This window comes from Moraxella sp. CTOTU47915 (assembly GCF_031986685.1).
Classification (GTDB): Bacteria; Pseudomonadota; Gammaproteobacteria; order Pseudomonadales; family Moraxellaceae; genus Faucicola; species Faucicola tetraodonis.
In genome coordinates this window covers 116,928-130,404 of record NZ_DAMAAE010000006.1, presented here as the reverse complement: position 1 = coordinate 130,404, position 13,477 = coordinate 116,928, and the positions used below count along the sequence as shown (strand labels likewise).

General features: G+C 43.4%; 22 protein-coding genes. 19 read left to right on the top strand and 3 right to left on the bottom strand.

The window, feature by feature from the left end:
• The first annotated feature begins 10 nt into the window (after positions 1-10).
• The 16 genes from rpsN (at position 11) to RTL34_RS06660 (ending at position 8,764) form a co-directional block, all read left to right on the top strand.
• A complete protein-coding gene (rpsN, locus tag RTL34_RS06735) occupies positions 11-316 on the top strand; it encodes a 30S ribosomal protein S14 (protein ID WP_007115558.1) in 306 nt (101 codons plus the stop codon).
• Between the two features lie 11 nt (positions 317-327).
• Complete coding sequence (rpsH, locus tag RTL34_RS06730) at positions 328-726, top strand: 30S ribosomal protein S8 (protein ID WP_312115643.1); 399 nt, start codon at positions 328-330, stop codon at positions 724-726.
• Between the two features lie 73 nt (positions 727-799).
• On the top strand, positions 800-1,333 hold the full coding sequence (gene rplF, locus RTL34_RS06725) for a 50S ribosomal protein L6 (protein ID WP_219331651.1): 534 nt from the start codon (positions 800-802) through the stop codon (positions 1,331-1,333).
• An 11-nt stretch (positions 1,334-1,344) separates the two neighbouring features.
• Positions 1,345-1,695 (top strand): 50S ribosomal protein L18, encoded by a 351-nt coding sequence (gene rplR / locus RTL34_RS06720; protein WP_007115561.1) that lies wholly within the window; start codon positions 1,345-1,347, stop codon positions 1,693-1,695.
• 2 nt (positions 1,696-1,697) lie between these two features.
• Positions 1,698-2,195 (top strand): 30S ribosomal protein S5, encoded by a 498-nt coding sequence (gene rpsE / locus RTL34_RS06715; protein WP_007115562.1) that lies wholly within the window; start codon positions 1,698-1,700, stop codon positions 2,193-2,195.
• A gap of 14 nt (positions 2,196-2,209) precedes the next feature.
• Positions 2,210-2,389: a 50S ribosomal protein L30 gene (gene rpmD, locus RTL34_RS06710; protein WP_007115563.1), complete on the top strand. Its 180-nt coding sequence runs from the start codon at positions 2,210-2,212 to the stop codon at positions 2,387-2,389.
• Complete coding sequence (gene rplO / locus RTL34_RS06705) at positions 2,389-2,829, top strand: 50S ribosomal protein L15 (RefSeq protein ID WP_007115564.1); 441 nt, start codon at positions 2,389-2,391, stop codon at positions 2,827-2,829. The genes rpmD and rplO overlap by 1 nt, the downstream gene beginning before the upstream one ends.
• 6 nt (positions 2,830-2,835) lie before the next feature.
• A complete protein-coding gene (gene secY, locus RTL34_RS06700; protein ID WP_065253363.1) occupies positions 2,836-4,173 on the top strand; it encodes a preprotein translocase subunit SecY in 1,338 nt (445 codons plus the stop codon).
• A gap of 19 nt (positions 4,174-4,192) precedes the next feature.
• Complete coding sequence (rpmJ, locus tag RTL34_RS06695; protein ID WP_040403280.1) at positions 4,193-4,309, top strand: 50S ribosomal protein L36; 117 nt, start codon at positions 4,193-4,195, stop codon at positions 4,307-4,309.
• Between the two features lie 155 nt (positions 4,310-4,464).
• A complete protein-coding gene (gene rpsM, locus RTL34_RS06690; RefSeq protein ID WP_007115566.1) occupies positions 4,465-4,821 on the top strand; it encodes a 30S ribosomal protein S13 in 357 nt (118 codons plus the stop codon).
• 20 nt (positions 4,822-4,841) lie between these two features.
• Positions 4,842-5,231, top strand: coding sequence for a 30S ribosomal protein S11 (rpsK, locus tag RTL34_RS06685; protein WP_007115567.1), 390 nt, complete (start codon positions 4,842-4,844; stop codon positions 5,229-5,231).
• Between the two features lie 10 nt (positions 5,232-5,241).
• Positions 5,242-5,883, top strand: coding sequence for a 30S ribosomal protein S4 (rpsD, locus tag RTL34_RS06680; RefSeq protein ID WP_007115568.1), 642 nt, complete (start codon positions 5,242-5,244; stop codon positions 5,881-5,883).
• Positions 5,884-5,912: 29 nt separating this feature from the next.
• Positions 5,913-6,920 (top strand): DNA-directed RNA polymerase subunit alpha, encoded by a 1,008-nt coding sequence (locus RTL34_RS06675; RefSeq protein ID WP_007115569.1) that lies wholly within the window; start codon positions 5,913-5,915, stop codon positions 6,918-6,920.
• Between the two features lie 20 nt (positions 6,921-6,940).
• The gene (gene rplQ, locus RTL34_RS06670) at positions 6,941-7,300 is read left to right on the top strand and encodes a 50S ribosomal protein L17 (protein WP_036593417.1); all 360 of its coding nucleotides are present in this window, start codon (positions 6,941-6,943) and stop codon (positions 7,298-7,300) included.
• 88 nt (positions 7,301-7,388) lie between these two features.
• Entirely contained in the window at positions 7,389-8,141 is a 753-nt protein-coding gene (locus tag RTL34_RS06665; protein ID WP_312115634.1) for a TSUP family transporter, read from the top strand.
• A 53-nt stretch (positions 8,142-8,194) separates the two neighbouring features.
• A complete protein-coding gene (locus tag RTL34_RS06660; protein WP_007115572.1) occupies positions 8,195-8,764 on the top strand; it encodes a DUF4126 domain-containing protein in 570 nt (189 codons plus the stop codon).
• On the opposite strand, the gene radC is transcribed toward RTL34_RS06660, so the two are convergent.
• Positions 8,761-9,438, bottom strand: a complete 678-nt coding sequence (radC, locus tag RTL34_RS06655) for a RadC family protein (RefSeq protein WP_007115573.1) — start codon at positions 9,436-9,438, stop codon at positions 8,761-8,763. The two genes, RTL34_RS06660 and radC, sit on opposite strands and share 4 nt — an antisense overlap.
• 87 nt (positions 9,439-9,525) lie before the next feature.
• Between radC and coaBC the strand changes: the two genes are divergently transcribed.
• Positions 9,526-10,857 carry a bifunctional phosphopantothenoylcysteine decarboxylase/phosphopantothenate--cysteine ligase CoaBC gene (gene coaBC, locus RTL34_RS06650; protein WP_312115630.1) on the top strand — a complete coding sequence of 444 codons (1,332 nt, stop codon included), beginning with the start codon at positions 9,526-9,528 and terminating at the stop codon, positions 10,855-10,857.
• A gap of 45 nt (positions 10,858-10,902) precedes the next feature.
• Positions 10,903-11,652: a TSUP family transporter gene (locus tag RTL34_RS06645; RefSeq protein WP_286130584.1), complete on the top strand. Its 750-nt coding sequence runs from the start codon at positions 10,903-10,905 to the stop codon at positions 11,650-11,652.
• Here the strand turns inward: RTL34_RS06645 and rsmI are convergent.
• Both rsmI and RTL34_RS06635 read right to left on the bottom strand, forming a co-directional pair.
• Entirely contained in the window at positions 11,649-12,497 is an 849-nt protein-coding gene (rsmI, locus tag RTL34_RS06640) for a 16S rRNA (cytidine(1402)-2'-O)-methyltransferase (protein WP_312115626.1), read from the bottom strand. The two genes, RTL34_RS06645 and rsmI, sit on opposite strands and share 4 nt — an antisense overlap.
• A 24-nt stretch (positions 12,498-12,521) precedes the next feature.
• Positions 12,522-12,932, bottom strand: a complete 411-nt coding sequence (locus RTL34_RS06635; protein ID WP_007115576.1) for a hypothetical protein — start codon at positions 12,930-12,932, stop codon at positions 12,522-12,524.
• Between the two features lie 57 nt (positions 12,933-12,989).
• Here RTL34_RS06635 and RTL34_RS06630 point away from each other — a divergent pair, with 57 nt between their 5' ends.
• Complete coding sequence (locus RTL34_RS06630) at positions 12,990-13,394, top strand: YraN family protein (RefSeq protein ID WP_312115624.1); 405 nt, start codon at positions 12,990-12,992, stop codon at positions 13,392-13,394.
• The last annotated feature ends 83 nt before the right edge of the window (positions 13,395-13,477 follow it).

The window sequence follows — 13,477 nt, the reverse complement described above, 5'->3', positions numbered from 1 at the left end:
ATAAGGCAATATGGCAAAGAAAAGTATGATTAATCGCGAATTTAAACGCGAAGCGACTGTTGCTAAATATGCTGAGAAGCGTGCAAAGCTTAAGGCAATTATCAGCGACATCAACGCAACTGATGAAGAACGTATGGACGCCATGCTGGCATTACAAGCATTGCCACGTGACGCTTCACCTGTACGTTTACGTAACCGTTGTGCATTGACAGGTCGTCCACATGGTTATTTCCGTAAATTTGGTCTTTCACGTAACATGATTCGTGAAAAAGTAATGCAAGGTGATGTACCTGGCGTTCATAAAGCAAGCTGGTAAGGGGAAACAATATGAGTATGCAAGATACCGTTGCTGATATGTTGACTCGTATCCGTAATGCACAAATGGCTCAAAAAGCGTCTGTGACTATGCCAAGCTCAAAACTACGTAAATCAATTGCTGATTTACTAGTGAAAGAAGGTTATGTTGCAACCGCAGAAACTCAAGAAGTTGGCACAGGTAAAGCTGAATTAACCATCGAGTTAAAATATTTTGAAGGTAAACCAGTTATTGAGACGATTAAACGTTATAGTCGTCCAGGTTTACGTCAATACCGTAGTAAAGATGCACTACCAAGCGTCCAAAAAGGTCTAGGTGTAGCAATCATCTCTACCAATAAAGGCATCATGAGCGACCGTGAAGCTCGTGCAGCTGGATTAGGCGGCGAAGTTATTGCGTTCGTAGCTTAATTAACATTAAGAGGGACAGGCATAGTTTGTTGTGCCTGTTCGTTTTTTTATCACTTTTATAGGAATTACCCGTATGTCTCGTGTGGCTAAAGCCCCTGTAGCACTACCAAATGGTACAAGTGTTACTTTGAACGGTCAGCAGGTTGAAGTTAAAGGTAGCAAAGGTACGCTAACTTTACGCCTGCATGATTTGGTCGAGCTAAAACAGGAAGATAATCAAATTATTCTTTCACCAAAATCTGACACCAAAGACGGTTGGATGCACACTGGTACAGTTCGTGCATTATTAAGCAACATGGTTAAAGGTGTTACCGAAGGCTTCGAACGTCGTCTACAATTGATTGGTGTTGGTTATAAAGCCGCTGTTGCTGGCAATAAAGTTAACCTAAACTTAGGTTACTCACACCCAATCGAATATATACTACCTGAAGGTGTTACTGCTGAAACCCCAACTGCGACTGAAATCGTGTTAAAATCTAGCGACAAACAAAAGCTAGGTCAAGCAGCAGCAAACATTCGTGGCTATCGCCCACCTGAGCCTTACAAAGGCAAAGGCGTTCGTTATAGCGATGAGTATGTCGCTCGTAAAGAAGCTAAGAAAAAATAAGGTGAAATGACATGTTTGATAAAAAAGCTGCTCGCCTTCGCAGAGCGAAAAAAACCCGTGCACATATCCGTGGTTTAGGCGTAAATCGTCTATCTGTTAATCGTACTAACACCCACATCTATGCACAAGTTATCTCACCAACGGGTGGTGAAGTATTAGCCCAAGCTTCAACGTTAGATACTACTTTACGTGCTGGTCAAACTAGCAACATCGAAGCTGCAACTGCCGTTGGTAAATTAATTGCAGAACGCGCTAAAGCTGCCGGTATTACTAAAGTTGCGTTTGATCGTAGCGGTTTTAAATATCATGGTCGTGTTAAAGCATTAGCTGAAGCCGCTCGTGAAAATGGATTGGAGTTCTAATCATGGCAAAAGTTGAACAAACAGACGGTTTAGTAGAGCGCTTAGTCACAGTTGGCCGTGTATCTAAAGTTGTAAAAGGTGGTCGTATCTTTTCTTTCACCGCACTCACAGTGGTAGGTGATGGTAATGGTCGTGTTGGTTTTGGTCGTGGTAAAGCGCGTGAAGTGCCTGCAGCGATTCAAAAAGCACTAGAAGCTGCCAAACGTAATATGATTACCGTTGATTTAGCAGGTACAACCCTTCAACATCCTATTACTGCTAGCCACGGTGCAAGCCGCGTGTATATGCAACCAGCCTCTGAAGGTACTGGTGTTATCGCGGGTGGTGCAATGCGTGCAGTATTAGAAGTTGCAGGCGTAGAAAACGTATTAGCAAAATGCTATGGTTCAACCAATGCCGCTAACGTTGTACGTGCAACTTTCAACGGGTTAAAAGAAATGTCTTCTCCTGAAAAAGTTGCGGCAAAACGCGGCAAATCAGTTGAAGAAATCTTGGGCTAAGCTAAGGTGATAACATGAAAAAAATGAAAGTTACTCAAGTAAAATCGAGTGCCCATCGCCTAGCAAGCCATAAAGCTTGTTTGAAAGGTTTAGGGTTGCGTCGTATTGGACATACTGTCGAAGTTGAAGATACCCCTTCGACCCGTGGTATGGTAAACCGCGTTAACTACTTAGTTAAAGTGGAGGAAGTATAATGGGTCTACGTTTAAATGAATTGAGCCCAGCTGAAGGTTCAAGAAAAAATAAACTTCGCCGTGGTCGTGGTATCGGTTCTGGTATCGGTAAAACCGGTGGTCGTGGTGTCAAAGGTCAAACCTCACGTACAGGTTCTGGTATTCGCTCAGGTTTTGAAGGTGGTCAAATGCCTTTATACCGTCGTTTGCCAAAATTTGGTTTCACCAGTAAACTTGCAATGGTAACCGCAGAAGTGCGTTTATCAGAATTGAACCAAGTTGATGGTGACGTGGTAAGCGTTGAGTCTTTAAAAGCAGCGAATATCATTCGCCACGATATGCAACGTGTTCGTATCATCCTTTCAGGTGACGTAACCAAAGCATATACTTTTAAAGGTGTTAAAGTGACTAAAGGTGCTAAAGCGGCTATTGAAGCAGCTGGTGGTACTGTTGAGGAGTAATCCTACATGACTAAGCATTCAACATCGATGAATCCTCTAGCATTTATTCGTAAGTACGATGAATTATTTAATCGTTTACTATTTTTGTTGGGTGCTTTAGTCGTCTATCGTTTCGGTTCACACGTACCTATTCCTGGTATGGATCCAGAAAGCTTATCGAAATTTTTTCAAACCAATGAAAATACTATTTTAGGTTTGTTTAATATGTTTTCTGGTGGGGCATTAGAGCGGATGTCAGTCATGGCACTCGGGATTATGCCTTATATTTCTGCTTCAATCATTGTCCAGATGATGACAGCAGTTATACCATCACTGGATGCATTAAAAAAAGAAGGTCAAGCCGGTCAACGCCAAATCAACAAGTATACACGCCAATTAACCCTTGCCTTAGCTTTGGTTCAATCAATTGGTATGTGTACAGGTCTGATTAGTCAGAATCTTACATTGACCAGTGGTCTTGGTTTTTATATTCCTGCGGTAACCTCGTTGGTTGCAGGGTCGATGTTTTTGATGTGGTTAGGTGAACAGATTACTGAACGTGGTATTGGTAACGGTATTTCAATGCTAATCTTAGCGGGTATCGTAGCGACTTTTCCACAAGTGGTCACACAGTCAATTAACTCTGTCCAGCAAGGTCAAATGAATATGATTGCCTTGTTGATATTTAGTTTATTGGCATTAGCGGTGGTGGCGGGAATTGTGTTTATTGAGCGCGCACAGCGCCGTATCCCAGTCAACTATGCCCAAAAGCAATCGCAAGAACGAAAAATATATGCACAGCAGCAATCGCATTTGCCATTAAAAATTAATATGGCAGGGGTCATTCCAGCGATTTTTGCCAGTTCACTGTTGTTATTCCCAGCGAGTTTGGGACAGTGGGTGGGTCAATCCCCCAATCCCAATATTTTTCAAAGTTTCTTGCAGAATATGGCATTAGTGTTATCACCGGGTCAGCCGCTGTATTTGGTAATTTTTGCAGCCTTGATTATTTTCTTTTGTTATTTTTATACCGCGTTGGTGTTTAGTCCAAAAGAAGTATCAGAGAATTTGAAACGAAGTGGGGCGTATATTCCAGGTATTCGTCCAGGTTTACAAACTCAACGTTATTTAGATCATGTATTAAATCGCTTAACCTTTATTGGTGCGATTTATATGACAATTATTTGTTTGATGCCGATGATATTGCAATCTGCGTTTGGTATTCCGTTTCATCTAGGCGGTACCTCAGTACTGATTAGTGTGGTCGTAATTATGGACTTTATTGCCCAAGTTAAAGCGCACCTAATGACTCACCAATACCATGATTATTCGCTGATTCAAACCATGGAAGTCAAGCATTCATAACTACTACTAGGAGCTGAAAATGAAAGTTCAAGCATCTGTAAAAAGAATCTGCGGTAGCTGCAAAATTGTACGCCGCAAAGGCGTTGTTCGCGTTATTTGTAGTGCAGAACCGCGTCATAAACAACGTCAAGGTTAATCTAAATTGTTAGATTGGACTTGAAATCAGGTAGCGGATACTGTATTATCCGCTACTTGTCGTTATTTTGAAACATTTGTAGATAACCAAATGTCTCAAAATGCTACATCAGTAGATGATTAACTCATCTTTTCCTTATAATTGGAGAAATGTCAATGGCTCGTATTGCCGGTGTAAACATTCCGGACAACAAGCATGCTATCATTTCACTCACTTATATTTTTGGTATTGGTCGTACCACTGCTGCTAAAATTTTAGAAGCGGTAAACATTGCGCCAACTACTAAAATCAGTGAACTAAATGATACTCAGCTTGATGCTGTCCGTACCCAAGTTGCAGAATATGCGACTGAAGGTGACTTGCGTCGTGAAATCTCGATGAATATTAAACGTTTAGTAGACTTAGGTTGCTATCGTGGCTTGCGTCATCGTCGCGGTTTACCAGTAAATGGTCAACGCACAAAAACAAATGCGCGTACTCGTAAGGGTCCACGTAAAGCAATCAGAAAATAATTAACTTAGGAAGCTAAAAGATGGCAAAAGACACTCGTAGTCGCAAAAAAGTGACTCGCCGCTCGGTAGCTGAGGGCGTAGCGCACATCCATGCGTCTTTTAATAACACCATTGTAACGATTACCGATCGTCAAGGTAATGCTTTGGCTTGGGCCACCGCTGGTGGACAAGGCTTCCGTGGTTCACGTAAATCTACACCATTTGCTGCACAGGTTGCGGCTGAAGTTGCTGGTAAAGCAGCACAAGAATATGGTGTCAAGAATGTTGATGTCTTGGTTAAAGGTCCAGGACCTGGTCGTGAGTCTGCGGTAAGAGCCTTAGGTGCATTGGGTTATAAAATAAACAGCATTAGCGATATAACCCCGATTCCTCATAACGGAACTCGTCCACCGAAAAAACGTCGCGTATAAGGAGACTTTCATGGCCCGTTATCTAGGTCCAAAATTAAAACTTTCTCGTCGTGAAGGTACTGATTTACAATTAAAATCAGGCGTAAAAGCGTACGAAGAAAAAACCAAAAAAGCTGACCGTGCCCCTGGTCAACATGGTAATCCACGTAGCAAAACGTCAGAGTATTCTGCACAGCTTCGTGAAAAACAAAAAGTAAAACGCATTTATGGTGTGTTAGAGCGTCAATTCTCAAACTACTATAAAGAAGCTGCGCGTATGAAAGGCGCAACTGGCGAAAACTTGCTTCAAATGTTAGAACGTCGCCTCGATAATGTTGTTTATCGTATGGGTTTTGGTGCAACTCGCGCAGAAGCTCGCCAATTAGTTAGCCACCGTGCTATTCTAGTAAAAAAAGCGGGTCGTGATGAGTTTGTTCGTGTGAACATTCCTTCAATCCAATTGCAAGATGGTGATGTGATTGCCGTACACGAAAAAGCCAAAGAACAATTACGTATCAAAAACGCAATTGAATTGGCGGGTCAACGTGGTACACCTGTATGGTTGGAAGTTGATCACAGCAAATTGCAAGGTACTTTTAAACAAGCGCCAGAGCGTGCTGATTTACCAACCGAAATCAACGAAAGCTTAATCGTTGAGTTGTACTCTAAATAATTAATTTTACTATAAAGTCGAGGTGACAAATGATGCTAAATGCTACTGAGTTTCTTACACCGAATGCCATTCATGTGGACACGGTCAATGAAACACACGCCAAAGTCACGCTCGAACCGTTAGAACGAGGTTTTGGGCATACATTAGGTAATGCCCTACGTCGTATTCTATTATCTTCATTGCCTGGTGCAGCTGTAATCGAGGCTGAAATCGAAGGCGTTGATCATGAGTATTCAACCCTTGAAGGGTTGCAAGAAGATGTGCTAGATCTATTATTAAATTTAAAAGGTTTAGCGATCCAATTGCATGATCAAAATGAAGTATTCTTGACCCTTGACAAACAAGGTCCTGGCACTGTACTAGCATCAGATATTGAGTTACCTCACAATGTAGAGATTATCAATCCTGATTTAGTTTTAGGTACTTTAAGTGATCGTGGTCATTTAAAAATGCGTTTACGTGTAGCAGTAGGTCGTGGTTATGAGCCTGCCAATGTACGTAAAGATTCTGGTGATAACAAAGTTATTGGTCGTTTAAAATTGGACGCTAGCTATAGCCCAATTTTACGCGTGGCATACCAAGTTGAAAATGCCCGTGTCGAACAGCGCACTGACTTAGACCGTTTGGTTATCGAACTTGAAACCAATGGCACCATCGATCCAGAAGAAGCGATTCGCAAAGCAGCAACGATTTTGCAGCAGCAAATTGCCGTATTTGTTGACCTTGAAGCGGAAGCTACCCCAGAACCTGTTAAGGAAAAAGAAGAAGTTGACCCTGTGCTACTTCGCCCAGTGGATGACTTGGAATTAACGGTTCGCTCAGCAAATTGCTTGAAGGCGGAAAATATCTATTACATTGGCGATTTGGTACAACGCACCGAAACTGAGTTGTTAAAAACCCCAAATCTCGGTAAGAAATCATTAACTGAAATCAAAGACGTCCTTGCTTCTAAAGACTTAGAGCTTGGTATGCGCCTTGAAAATTGGCCACCTGCTGATTTACGTGTTGATGACCGCTTCTCTTACCGTAGCCGTTAAAATTTAAAGGAAGTTTGACCATGCGACATCGTAACAGTGGAGTTAAGTTGGGTCGTACCAGCAGCCATCGTAAGGCCATGTTCCAAAATATGACCAACTCACTATTTGAACATGAACTCATCAAAACTACTCTTCCTAAAGCTAAAGAGCTTCGCCGTGTGGCAGAGCCGCTAATTACTTTGGCAAAAGAAGATTCAGTTGCTAACCGTCGTCTAGCGTTTAACCGCTTACGTAATAAAGCGACTGTAGGTAAATTATTCACGACACTAGGCCCACGCTACAAAGCGCGTCCAGGTGGTTATTTACGTATCATCAAATGTGGTTATCGCGATGGCGATGCTGCACCGATGGCATACGTTGAATTAGTAGACCGTGACTAATCATACTGATTAAAAAAACCCCATAGGTTCGCGCTTATGGGGTTTTTTGTTTATAGTGATAAATCTTCAATTTACCTTTGGAAAGACGATGCAGCTGAGTTTTGATGTACTAGTGATGTTAACGTTGGTCGCAGGGATTGCAGGGTTTTTAGATGCCATGGCAGGGGGTGGCGGCCTATTGACCATTCCTGCCCTGTTAATGGCAAATGTTCCTACGCTTTATACCTTGGGCACCAATAAGCTGCAAGCGACTGCAGGTTCGCTTTCTGCCTCTATTACCATGATACGCAAAGGCAAAATTCACCCTAAGCAAATTTGGCGTTCGCTTATCGCCTGTTTTGTGGGAGCCGTGCTAGGCGCCATGGCTGTACAACTTTCTCCGCCAGTGTTATTAGCCAAAGGCATTCCTTTTTTAATCGCGCTTATTGGTATTTATTATCTGTTTGCACCCGCTATTGGTGAGGTCAAATCTGCACCAAGAATCAGCAAAAATAAATGGCAATATGGGATGTCACCCTTGATTGGCTTTTATGATGGCTATTTGGGTCCTGGTACAGGGATGTTTTTTGCACTAAGCGGTATCACCATGCGGGGTTTGGATATGATTACCGCGACTGCCAATGCCAAATTACTCAACTTTACCAGCAATGCCGCATCGTTGATGTTTTTTATATTGGGTGGAAAAGTGCTTTGGTCAGTGGGGCTTGCTATGATGGTGGGGCAATTTATCGGTGCTTCATTGGGCGCGCAGATGGTGGTCAAAGGCGGTACCAAGTTTATTCGACCGGTGATTGTGGTGATGTGTTTTGCGATGCTAATTAAATATGTGTTTTTTTCTTAATAATTTTTATTTATGATAGTGGTAGCATTATTCATACTTTGAGTATCGAGAATATGACAACTGAAATGATTTTAAGTATCTTTCTTGGGATTGGCTTAGCGGCAAGTAGCGGGTTTCGTGTATTTGTACCGCTGTTTGCGCTCAGTTGTGCCGCGTATTTTCATATTATTCCCCTTAATGATAGCTGGCAGTGGGTGGCATCTACGCCTGCGTTAATTATTTTGGGTGTAGCCAGTATTGCAGAGTCGATCAGTTATTTAATCCCGTTGGTTGATCATCTGTTAGATACGGTTGCTGTACCGCTCGCAGGGATTGCAGGAACATTGGTCATGGCTTCGACATTGACCGATATGAGTCCTGCCATGACTTGGGCGCTAGCGATCATTGCTGGCGGCGGCGCCGCGGCTACGATAAAAGGTACAGCTGCCACCACGCGCGTGGCTTCGACTGCCACGACGGGCGGTTTGGCAAATCCCGCTGTTTCAGTGGCAGAAACCGGGACAGCGATAGGGCTGTCGGCTTTGTCGATTTTTTCACCCATGTTTGCGATGATTGCGTTAATCATTGGTTTACTGATGATGATTTGGGTGGTAATAATGGTTAAAAACCGCGTCAAACGCTAAGGCATCTTGCCTGTTTCTTGTAAAGAAAGCGTGCCATCTTGACCCACGATAATATGGTCAATCAAAGTCATATCGACAAGCTGACACGCTTTTGCCAAACTGCGAGTAATTTCCAGATCTGCCTGTGACGCTGTGGCAGAGGTGCTTGGATGATTATGGGCAATAATAAGCTGACTTGCCCCGTATTTTAACGCACAGCGCAACACTTCCCGCACACACACCGAGCACGATGAAATACCACCTGTGAATAATACCTCATACTGGATTAAGGTGAGTTGATTGGTCAAAAACAGCACCGCAAACACTTCGCGATTGAGCGGTCGCAGCTGCGTAGTAAGATAGTCTTTGACTAACTGACTGGCGTTAAGGGTAGGGGCTTGTTTGACTTGGCTGGCAAGGTAGCGTTTGCCCATCTCAAGGCTTGCCAAAATCTGCGCGTATTTTGCCATGCCGATACCATGACACGCCATGACTGCTTCACTAGGCGCAGCTAGTAACTGAGCTAGACTACCAAATTTTTCAATCAAGCCACGAGCCAGTTCGATAGCGGATTGGTCTTTGGTGCCTGTGCGTAAAAATATTGCCAAAATCTCGCTATCTGATAGACTCTCAGCGCCTTTTTGCAGTAGCTTCTCTCTGGGGCGCTCGTCTTGGTGCCAGTCTTTGATTGCCATAGGCATTTCCTAATAAATGATGATTAATCATACCTAAAATGGCAGAAAATTGTTACTATAGGCGAAATTTTTTAGTGCTATTATCTTATGAAAAATATCCTTCTTGGTATCACAGGCGGTATTGCTGCCTACAAATCTGCCTCGTTTGCCCGACTATTGATTAAAAATGGCTATGATGTCCGTGTTATTATGACGGCAAGCGCGCAAGCCTTTATCACACCGTTAACGCTGCAGGCCTTGACGGGCAACCCAGTGCATATCGACTTATTGGATGAGACCGCTGAGCTAGGAATGGGGCATATTGAACTGGCAAAATGGGCGGATTTGTTGATTATCGCGCCTGCTACCGCGAATACGATTGCTAAACTGGCCATGGGAATAGCGGATGATTTACTCACTACCGTTTGCCTTGCTACCGCTGCTCCGATTTTGGTGGCACCTGCTATGAATCAGCAAATGTGGCAACATCCATCGGTCAAACTTAATTTGCAGACGTTAACCGATTATGATTATGAGATCATCCAACCAGCCAGCGGTGAGCAAGCCTGTGGCGATATCGGTGAGGGAAGATTGCCAGAGCCAGAGCAGTTGCTTGAATACGTGCAATATTTCATCGCAGCGCAAATCACCCCGCAAGTATTGGCGGGTAAAAATGTGACAATCACCGCAGGTCCGACGATTGAAGCCATAGACCCTGTGCGCTATCTATCCAATCATTCCACGGGCAAAATGGGTTTTGCGCTGGCAAAAGCGTGCCGTAATGCAGGCGCGAGGGTAACCTTGATCGTTGGGGGTAAAGTACCGCTGCCAACGCCACTACTGGTCAATCGTATCGATGTGTTATCGGCTGAAGAAATGCTAATGACCGCTCGCCAATGCGCCAGTGACGATATATGTGAGTGCCATGACCACCATCATCATCATGACCATGATCATCACCACCATCATGACCATGATGAATTCGGCAATGATATTGAAGTCGAACCTGTTAGCACAGCGACTGATATTTTTATTGCCACGGCTGCGGTCGCTGATTATCGTACGCGTGATGTCGTGCCGCAAAAGATTAAAAAAACGCAAGATCAGATGTCGCTGGATTTGGTGAAAAACCCTGATATTTTGGCGACCATTGCCGAAGAATTCCCTGCGGTTTTTGTGGTAGGATTTGCGGCAGAAACCCAAGATATCGAAAAATATGCTCGTGGCAAGCTTGACGCCAAAAACTTAGATATGATTGCTTGTAATGATGTTTCCCGCACCGATATTGGTTTTGGCAGTGATGACAATGCCATGACGGTGTTTTTTAAGGGCAAAGATGCCGCAGTCAGTCTCGAAAAAGCCAGCAAGGATATCATTGCCAATCAGCTGGTCAGCTTAATCGGTAAGCAATTAGCGGGTAAGTTTACCTTGGTAAGATAGTCGCTGATGGCGATTTTTTCCGTTCAGCAAGGCGTTATGCTTTCGATGCTCATGATCCCCGCGATATTTGCCATCGCCAGTATGTTTCATGGGCTGACAGGGATTGGCGTGACGCTGATTGCAACTACAGCATTGGCAAGTTTTTATCCGATGTCGCATGTGCTGCTGCTGACGGTCGTGCCGTGTTTAGTGATTAACTTGGTGGTGTTTTTGGAGGGTGGCAATATTGGCTACTACCTCAAAAAATATTGGCTATTGGTGTTTACTAGTTTTGTGGGCAGTCTGATCGGCACAAAGTTGGTGTTTCTCATCGCACCGCATTATTTGCTGATCGGGCTTGGGCTATTGATTGTCGGATATGTGCTGCCCCAGTTTTTGGCAAGTCAAACAGGCAAAAATATTCGACTGCCCAATAATCAACCAAGTTTAATCTTCAGTGGGCTGGTGGCAGGCGTGCTCGGCGGTGCGACCAATGCCATGTCGCCACTTTTGGTGATGTATTTATTGCCTGCAACTGAAGAAAGTGATAACCCAAAAATTGAGCTGATTAAAGCCAGTAATCTATGCTATGTGGTGGGCAAAATTGCTCAGCTCATCGTGCTGTGGCAAGGGTTTGTGAGCCTACCAACGACAGAATTGGGCGTGATTGGCGTAGCGACGCTGTTGTCGTTGCTGTGTTTGTATATCGGGTTTTATTTTCGTCATAAAATCTCACAAAAAATGTTCAAAAATATGACGTTGGTGATTTTATTACTGTTAGGTGTTAACGCCTTATTCAAAGCTTTTAGTAGTTAATCATTATCGTCTTTTAACATCAACGCCCGTTCATACAAAGCATTTTTTTTCGTCCCTGTGATATCGCTGGCGAGCTGTGCGGCTTTTTTCACTGACAAATCTTGCAATAGTCGTTTTAGCAATTCATCGTGCTGATTATCATGATTCTGTAATTCACTTGCCCCAGCGACCACCAGTACCATTTCCCCTTTTTGCTGATTGGCATCGCTTGCAACAAACTGCTTTAGTTCGCCGAGCGTTGATGGATAAATGGTTTCAAACGTTTTGGTTATCTCACGGCAAAACGTCACTTGTCGATTGTCGCCAAGCACCGTAATCATGTCATCGATACACTCAACAATACGATGGGGCGCTTCATAAAAAATCAGCGTGGCAGTTAAATCCTTGATTTTAGTCAATTCGCTTTGGCGTCCTGCGGTTTTGGCAGGCAAAAAGCCATAAAAATAAAACTTGTCTGAGGGTAATCCTGCGACCGATAGGGCGGCTATGGCAGCACTGGCGCCGACAACCGGCGAGACTTTGATACCGGCTTGGTGACAGGCGCGCACCAGTCGAAAACCAGGGTCGCTAATGAGTGGGGTGCCGGCATCACTGATAATCGCGATACTTTGCCCTGACTGTAATATCTCAATCAGTTTAGGGGTCTGTACTTCGGCATTGTGATCGTGATAAGCCCAAGTTTTGGTGGGGATGTTAAAGTGGTTGAGCAGTTTGCCCGAGGTACGGGTGTCCTCACAGGCGATGATAGCCACGGTTTTTAGGCAGTCGATGGCGTGGGCGGTGATATCGGATAAATTACCAATCGGGGTGGCGACGATATAGAGTGTGCCTTGATTTGAAGTCATATTTTTCTCGTTTTCTTTATAAAATTATCGTTCAATGAAAGTTATTTTTGGAACATCTGTGAGACTCGTTAAAACACTAATACAATCACTTTCACCCAGAATAAAGAATTCATTTGGGCGGTTACCCTTCATGTCAAAGACATATTGTGAAGTAAAGCCTTTTCGTAATTTTTCCTGTTCATACCAGCCATTTTCTGAAACAGATAATAACCAATTTTTAGGGTATTCATCATTTGGAAAGTCTAGTAAATCTCCTTCTCTAAGCATTCTAAAACCCATGACATATTCAAAGTCTAAATATACTAACTCATAATCTTGTGGTTTAAATAGCAATGTTACTCGCAATGTACGGCCGTCATAATGAATCGCATCAATGGCGGGAATGAGATTTTCAAAGGGAAGGTTAGGATAAACTTGGCATTTTGGATTTTGCATTGTTTAATTCTCAAAGTATAATAAATTTCATTTTAACATAGTCAATCATCCTTCAAAATGAAACTCACCTCACCAAAACAACGCCAAGGCGACCACTTTGAGACCCTCGCCAAATACTACCTTGAAGCGCAAGGTCTAACGTTTTTTGCCAAAAACTGGCACTACAAAAACTTGGGCGAGCTTGATTTGGTGATGCTTGAGCCGACGCAAAAAATCCCTTGCTTAGTCATTGTCGAAGTGCGTCAACGAAAAGCCAGCCAATTTGGCACAAGTTTAGACAGTATCACCCCCGCCAAACAACGCAAAATCGTTAAAACTACCGCCGCTTTTTTACAAGCGCATCCGCAATTTGATAACTTTGACATTCGCTTTGATGTGGTAAGTTATGAAGGCGCTGCAACTGCAGGGCAGGCTGTTATGCCAACGCCTACGTGGATCAAGGACGCTTTTAGCGTGAATTAAGCATTTTGTATAACGTATAAACTTAGCAAAAATTATGCTATGCTACGCAGCAAAATAGTATAATTTTACCCCTCTTTTATTAG

Bases quoted from the DNA above. Each gene is read 5' to 3' on its own strand.
- rpsN (WP_007115558.1), top strand. From the start codon at position 11: ATGGCAAAGAAAAGTATGATTAATCGCGAATTTAAACGCGAAGCGACT.
- rpsH (WP_312115643.1), top strand. From the start codon at position 328: ATGAGTATGCAAGATACCGTTGCTGATATGTTGACTCGTATCCGTAAT.
- rplF (WP_219331651.1), top strand. From the start codon at position 800: ATGTCTCGTGTGGCTAAAGCCCCTGTAGCACTACCAAATGGTACAAGT.
- rplR (WP_007115561.1), top strand. From the start codon at position 1,345: ATGTTTGATAAAAAAGCTGCTCGCCTTCGCAGAGCGAAAAAAACCCGT.
- rpsE (WP_007115562.1), top strand. From the start codon at position 1,698: ATGGCAAAAGTTGAACAAACAGACGGTTTAGTAGAGCGCTTAGTCACA.
- rpmD (WP_007115563.1), top strand. From the start codon at position 2,210: ATGAAAAAAATGAAAGTTACTCAAGTAAAATCGAGTGCCCATCGCCTA.
- rplO (WP_007115564.1), top strand. From the start codon at position 2,389: ATGGGTCTACGTTTAAATGAATTGAGCCCAGCTGAAGGTTCAAGAAAA.
- secY (WP_065253363.1), top strand. From the start codon at position 2,836: ATGACTAAGCATTCAACATCGATGAATCCTCTAGCATTTATTCGTAAG.
- rpmJ (WP_040403280.1), top strand. From the start codon at position 4,193: ATGAAAGTTCAAGCATCTGTAAAAAGAATCTGCGGTAGCTGCAAAATT.
- rpsM (WP_007115566.1), top strand. From the start codon at position 4,465: ATGGCTCGTATTGCCGGTGTAAACATTCCGGACAACAAGCATGCTATC.
- rpsK (WP_007115567.1), top strand. From the start codon at position 4,842: ATGGCAAAAGACACTCGTAGTCGCAAAAAAGTGACTCGCCGCTCGGTA.
- rpsD (WP_007115568.1), top strand. From the start codon at position 5,242: ATGGCCCGTTATCTAGGTCCAAAATTAAAACTTTCTCGTCGTGAAGGT.
- RTL34_RS06675 (WP_007115569.1), top strand. From the start codon at position 5,913: ATGATGCTAAATGCTACTGAGTTTCTTACACCGAATGCCATTCATGTG.
- rplQ (WP_036593417.1), top strand. From the start codon at position 6,941: ATGCGACATCGTAACAGTGGAGTTAAGTTGGGTCGTACCAGCAGCCAT.
- RTL34_RS06665 (WP_312115634.1), top strand. From the start codon at position 7,389: ATGCAGCTGAGTTTTGATGTACTAGTGATGTTAACGTTGGTCGCAGGG.
- RTL34_RS06660 (WP_007115572.1), top strand. From the start codon at position 8,195: ATGACAACTGAAATGATTTTAAGTATCTTTCTTGGGATTGGCTTAGCG.
- radC (WP_007115573.1), bottom strand. From the start codon at position 9,438: ATGGCAATCAAAGACTGGCACCAAGACGAGCGCCCCAGAGAGAAGCTA.
- coaBC (WP_312115630.1), top strand. From the start codon at position 9,526: ATGAAAAATATCCTTCTTGGTATCACAGGCGGTATTGCTGCCTACAAA.
- RTL34_RS06645 (WP_286130584.1), top strand. From the start codon at position 10,903: ATGCTCATGATCCCCGCGATATTTGCCATCGCCAGTATGTTTCATGGG.
- rsmI (WP_312115626.1), bottom strand. From the start codon at position 12,497: ATGACTTCAAATCAAGGCACACTCTATATCGTCGCCACCCCGATTGGT.
- RTL34_RS06635 (WP_007115576.1), bottom strand. From the start codon at position 12,932: ATGCAAAATCCAAAATGCCAAGTTTATCCTAACCTTCCCTTTGAAAAT.
- RTL34_RS06630 (WP_312115624.1), top strand. From the start codon at position 12,990: ATGAAACTCACCTCACCAAAACAACGCCAAGGCGACCACTTTGAGACC.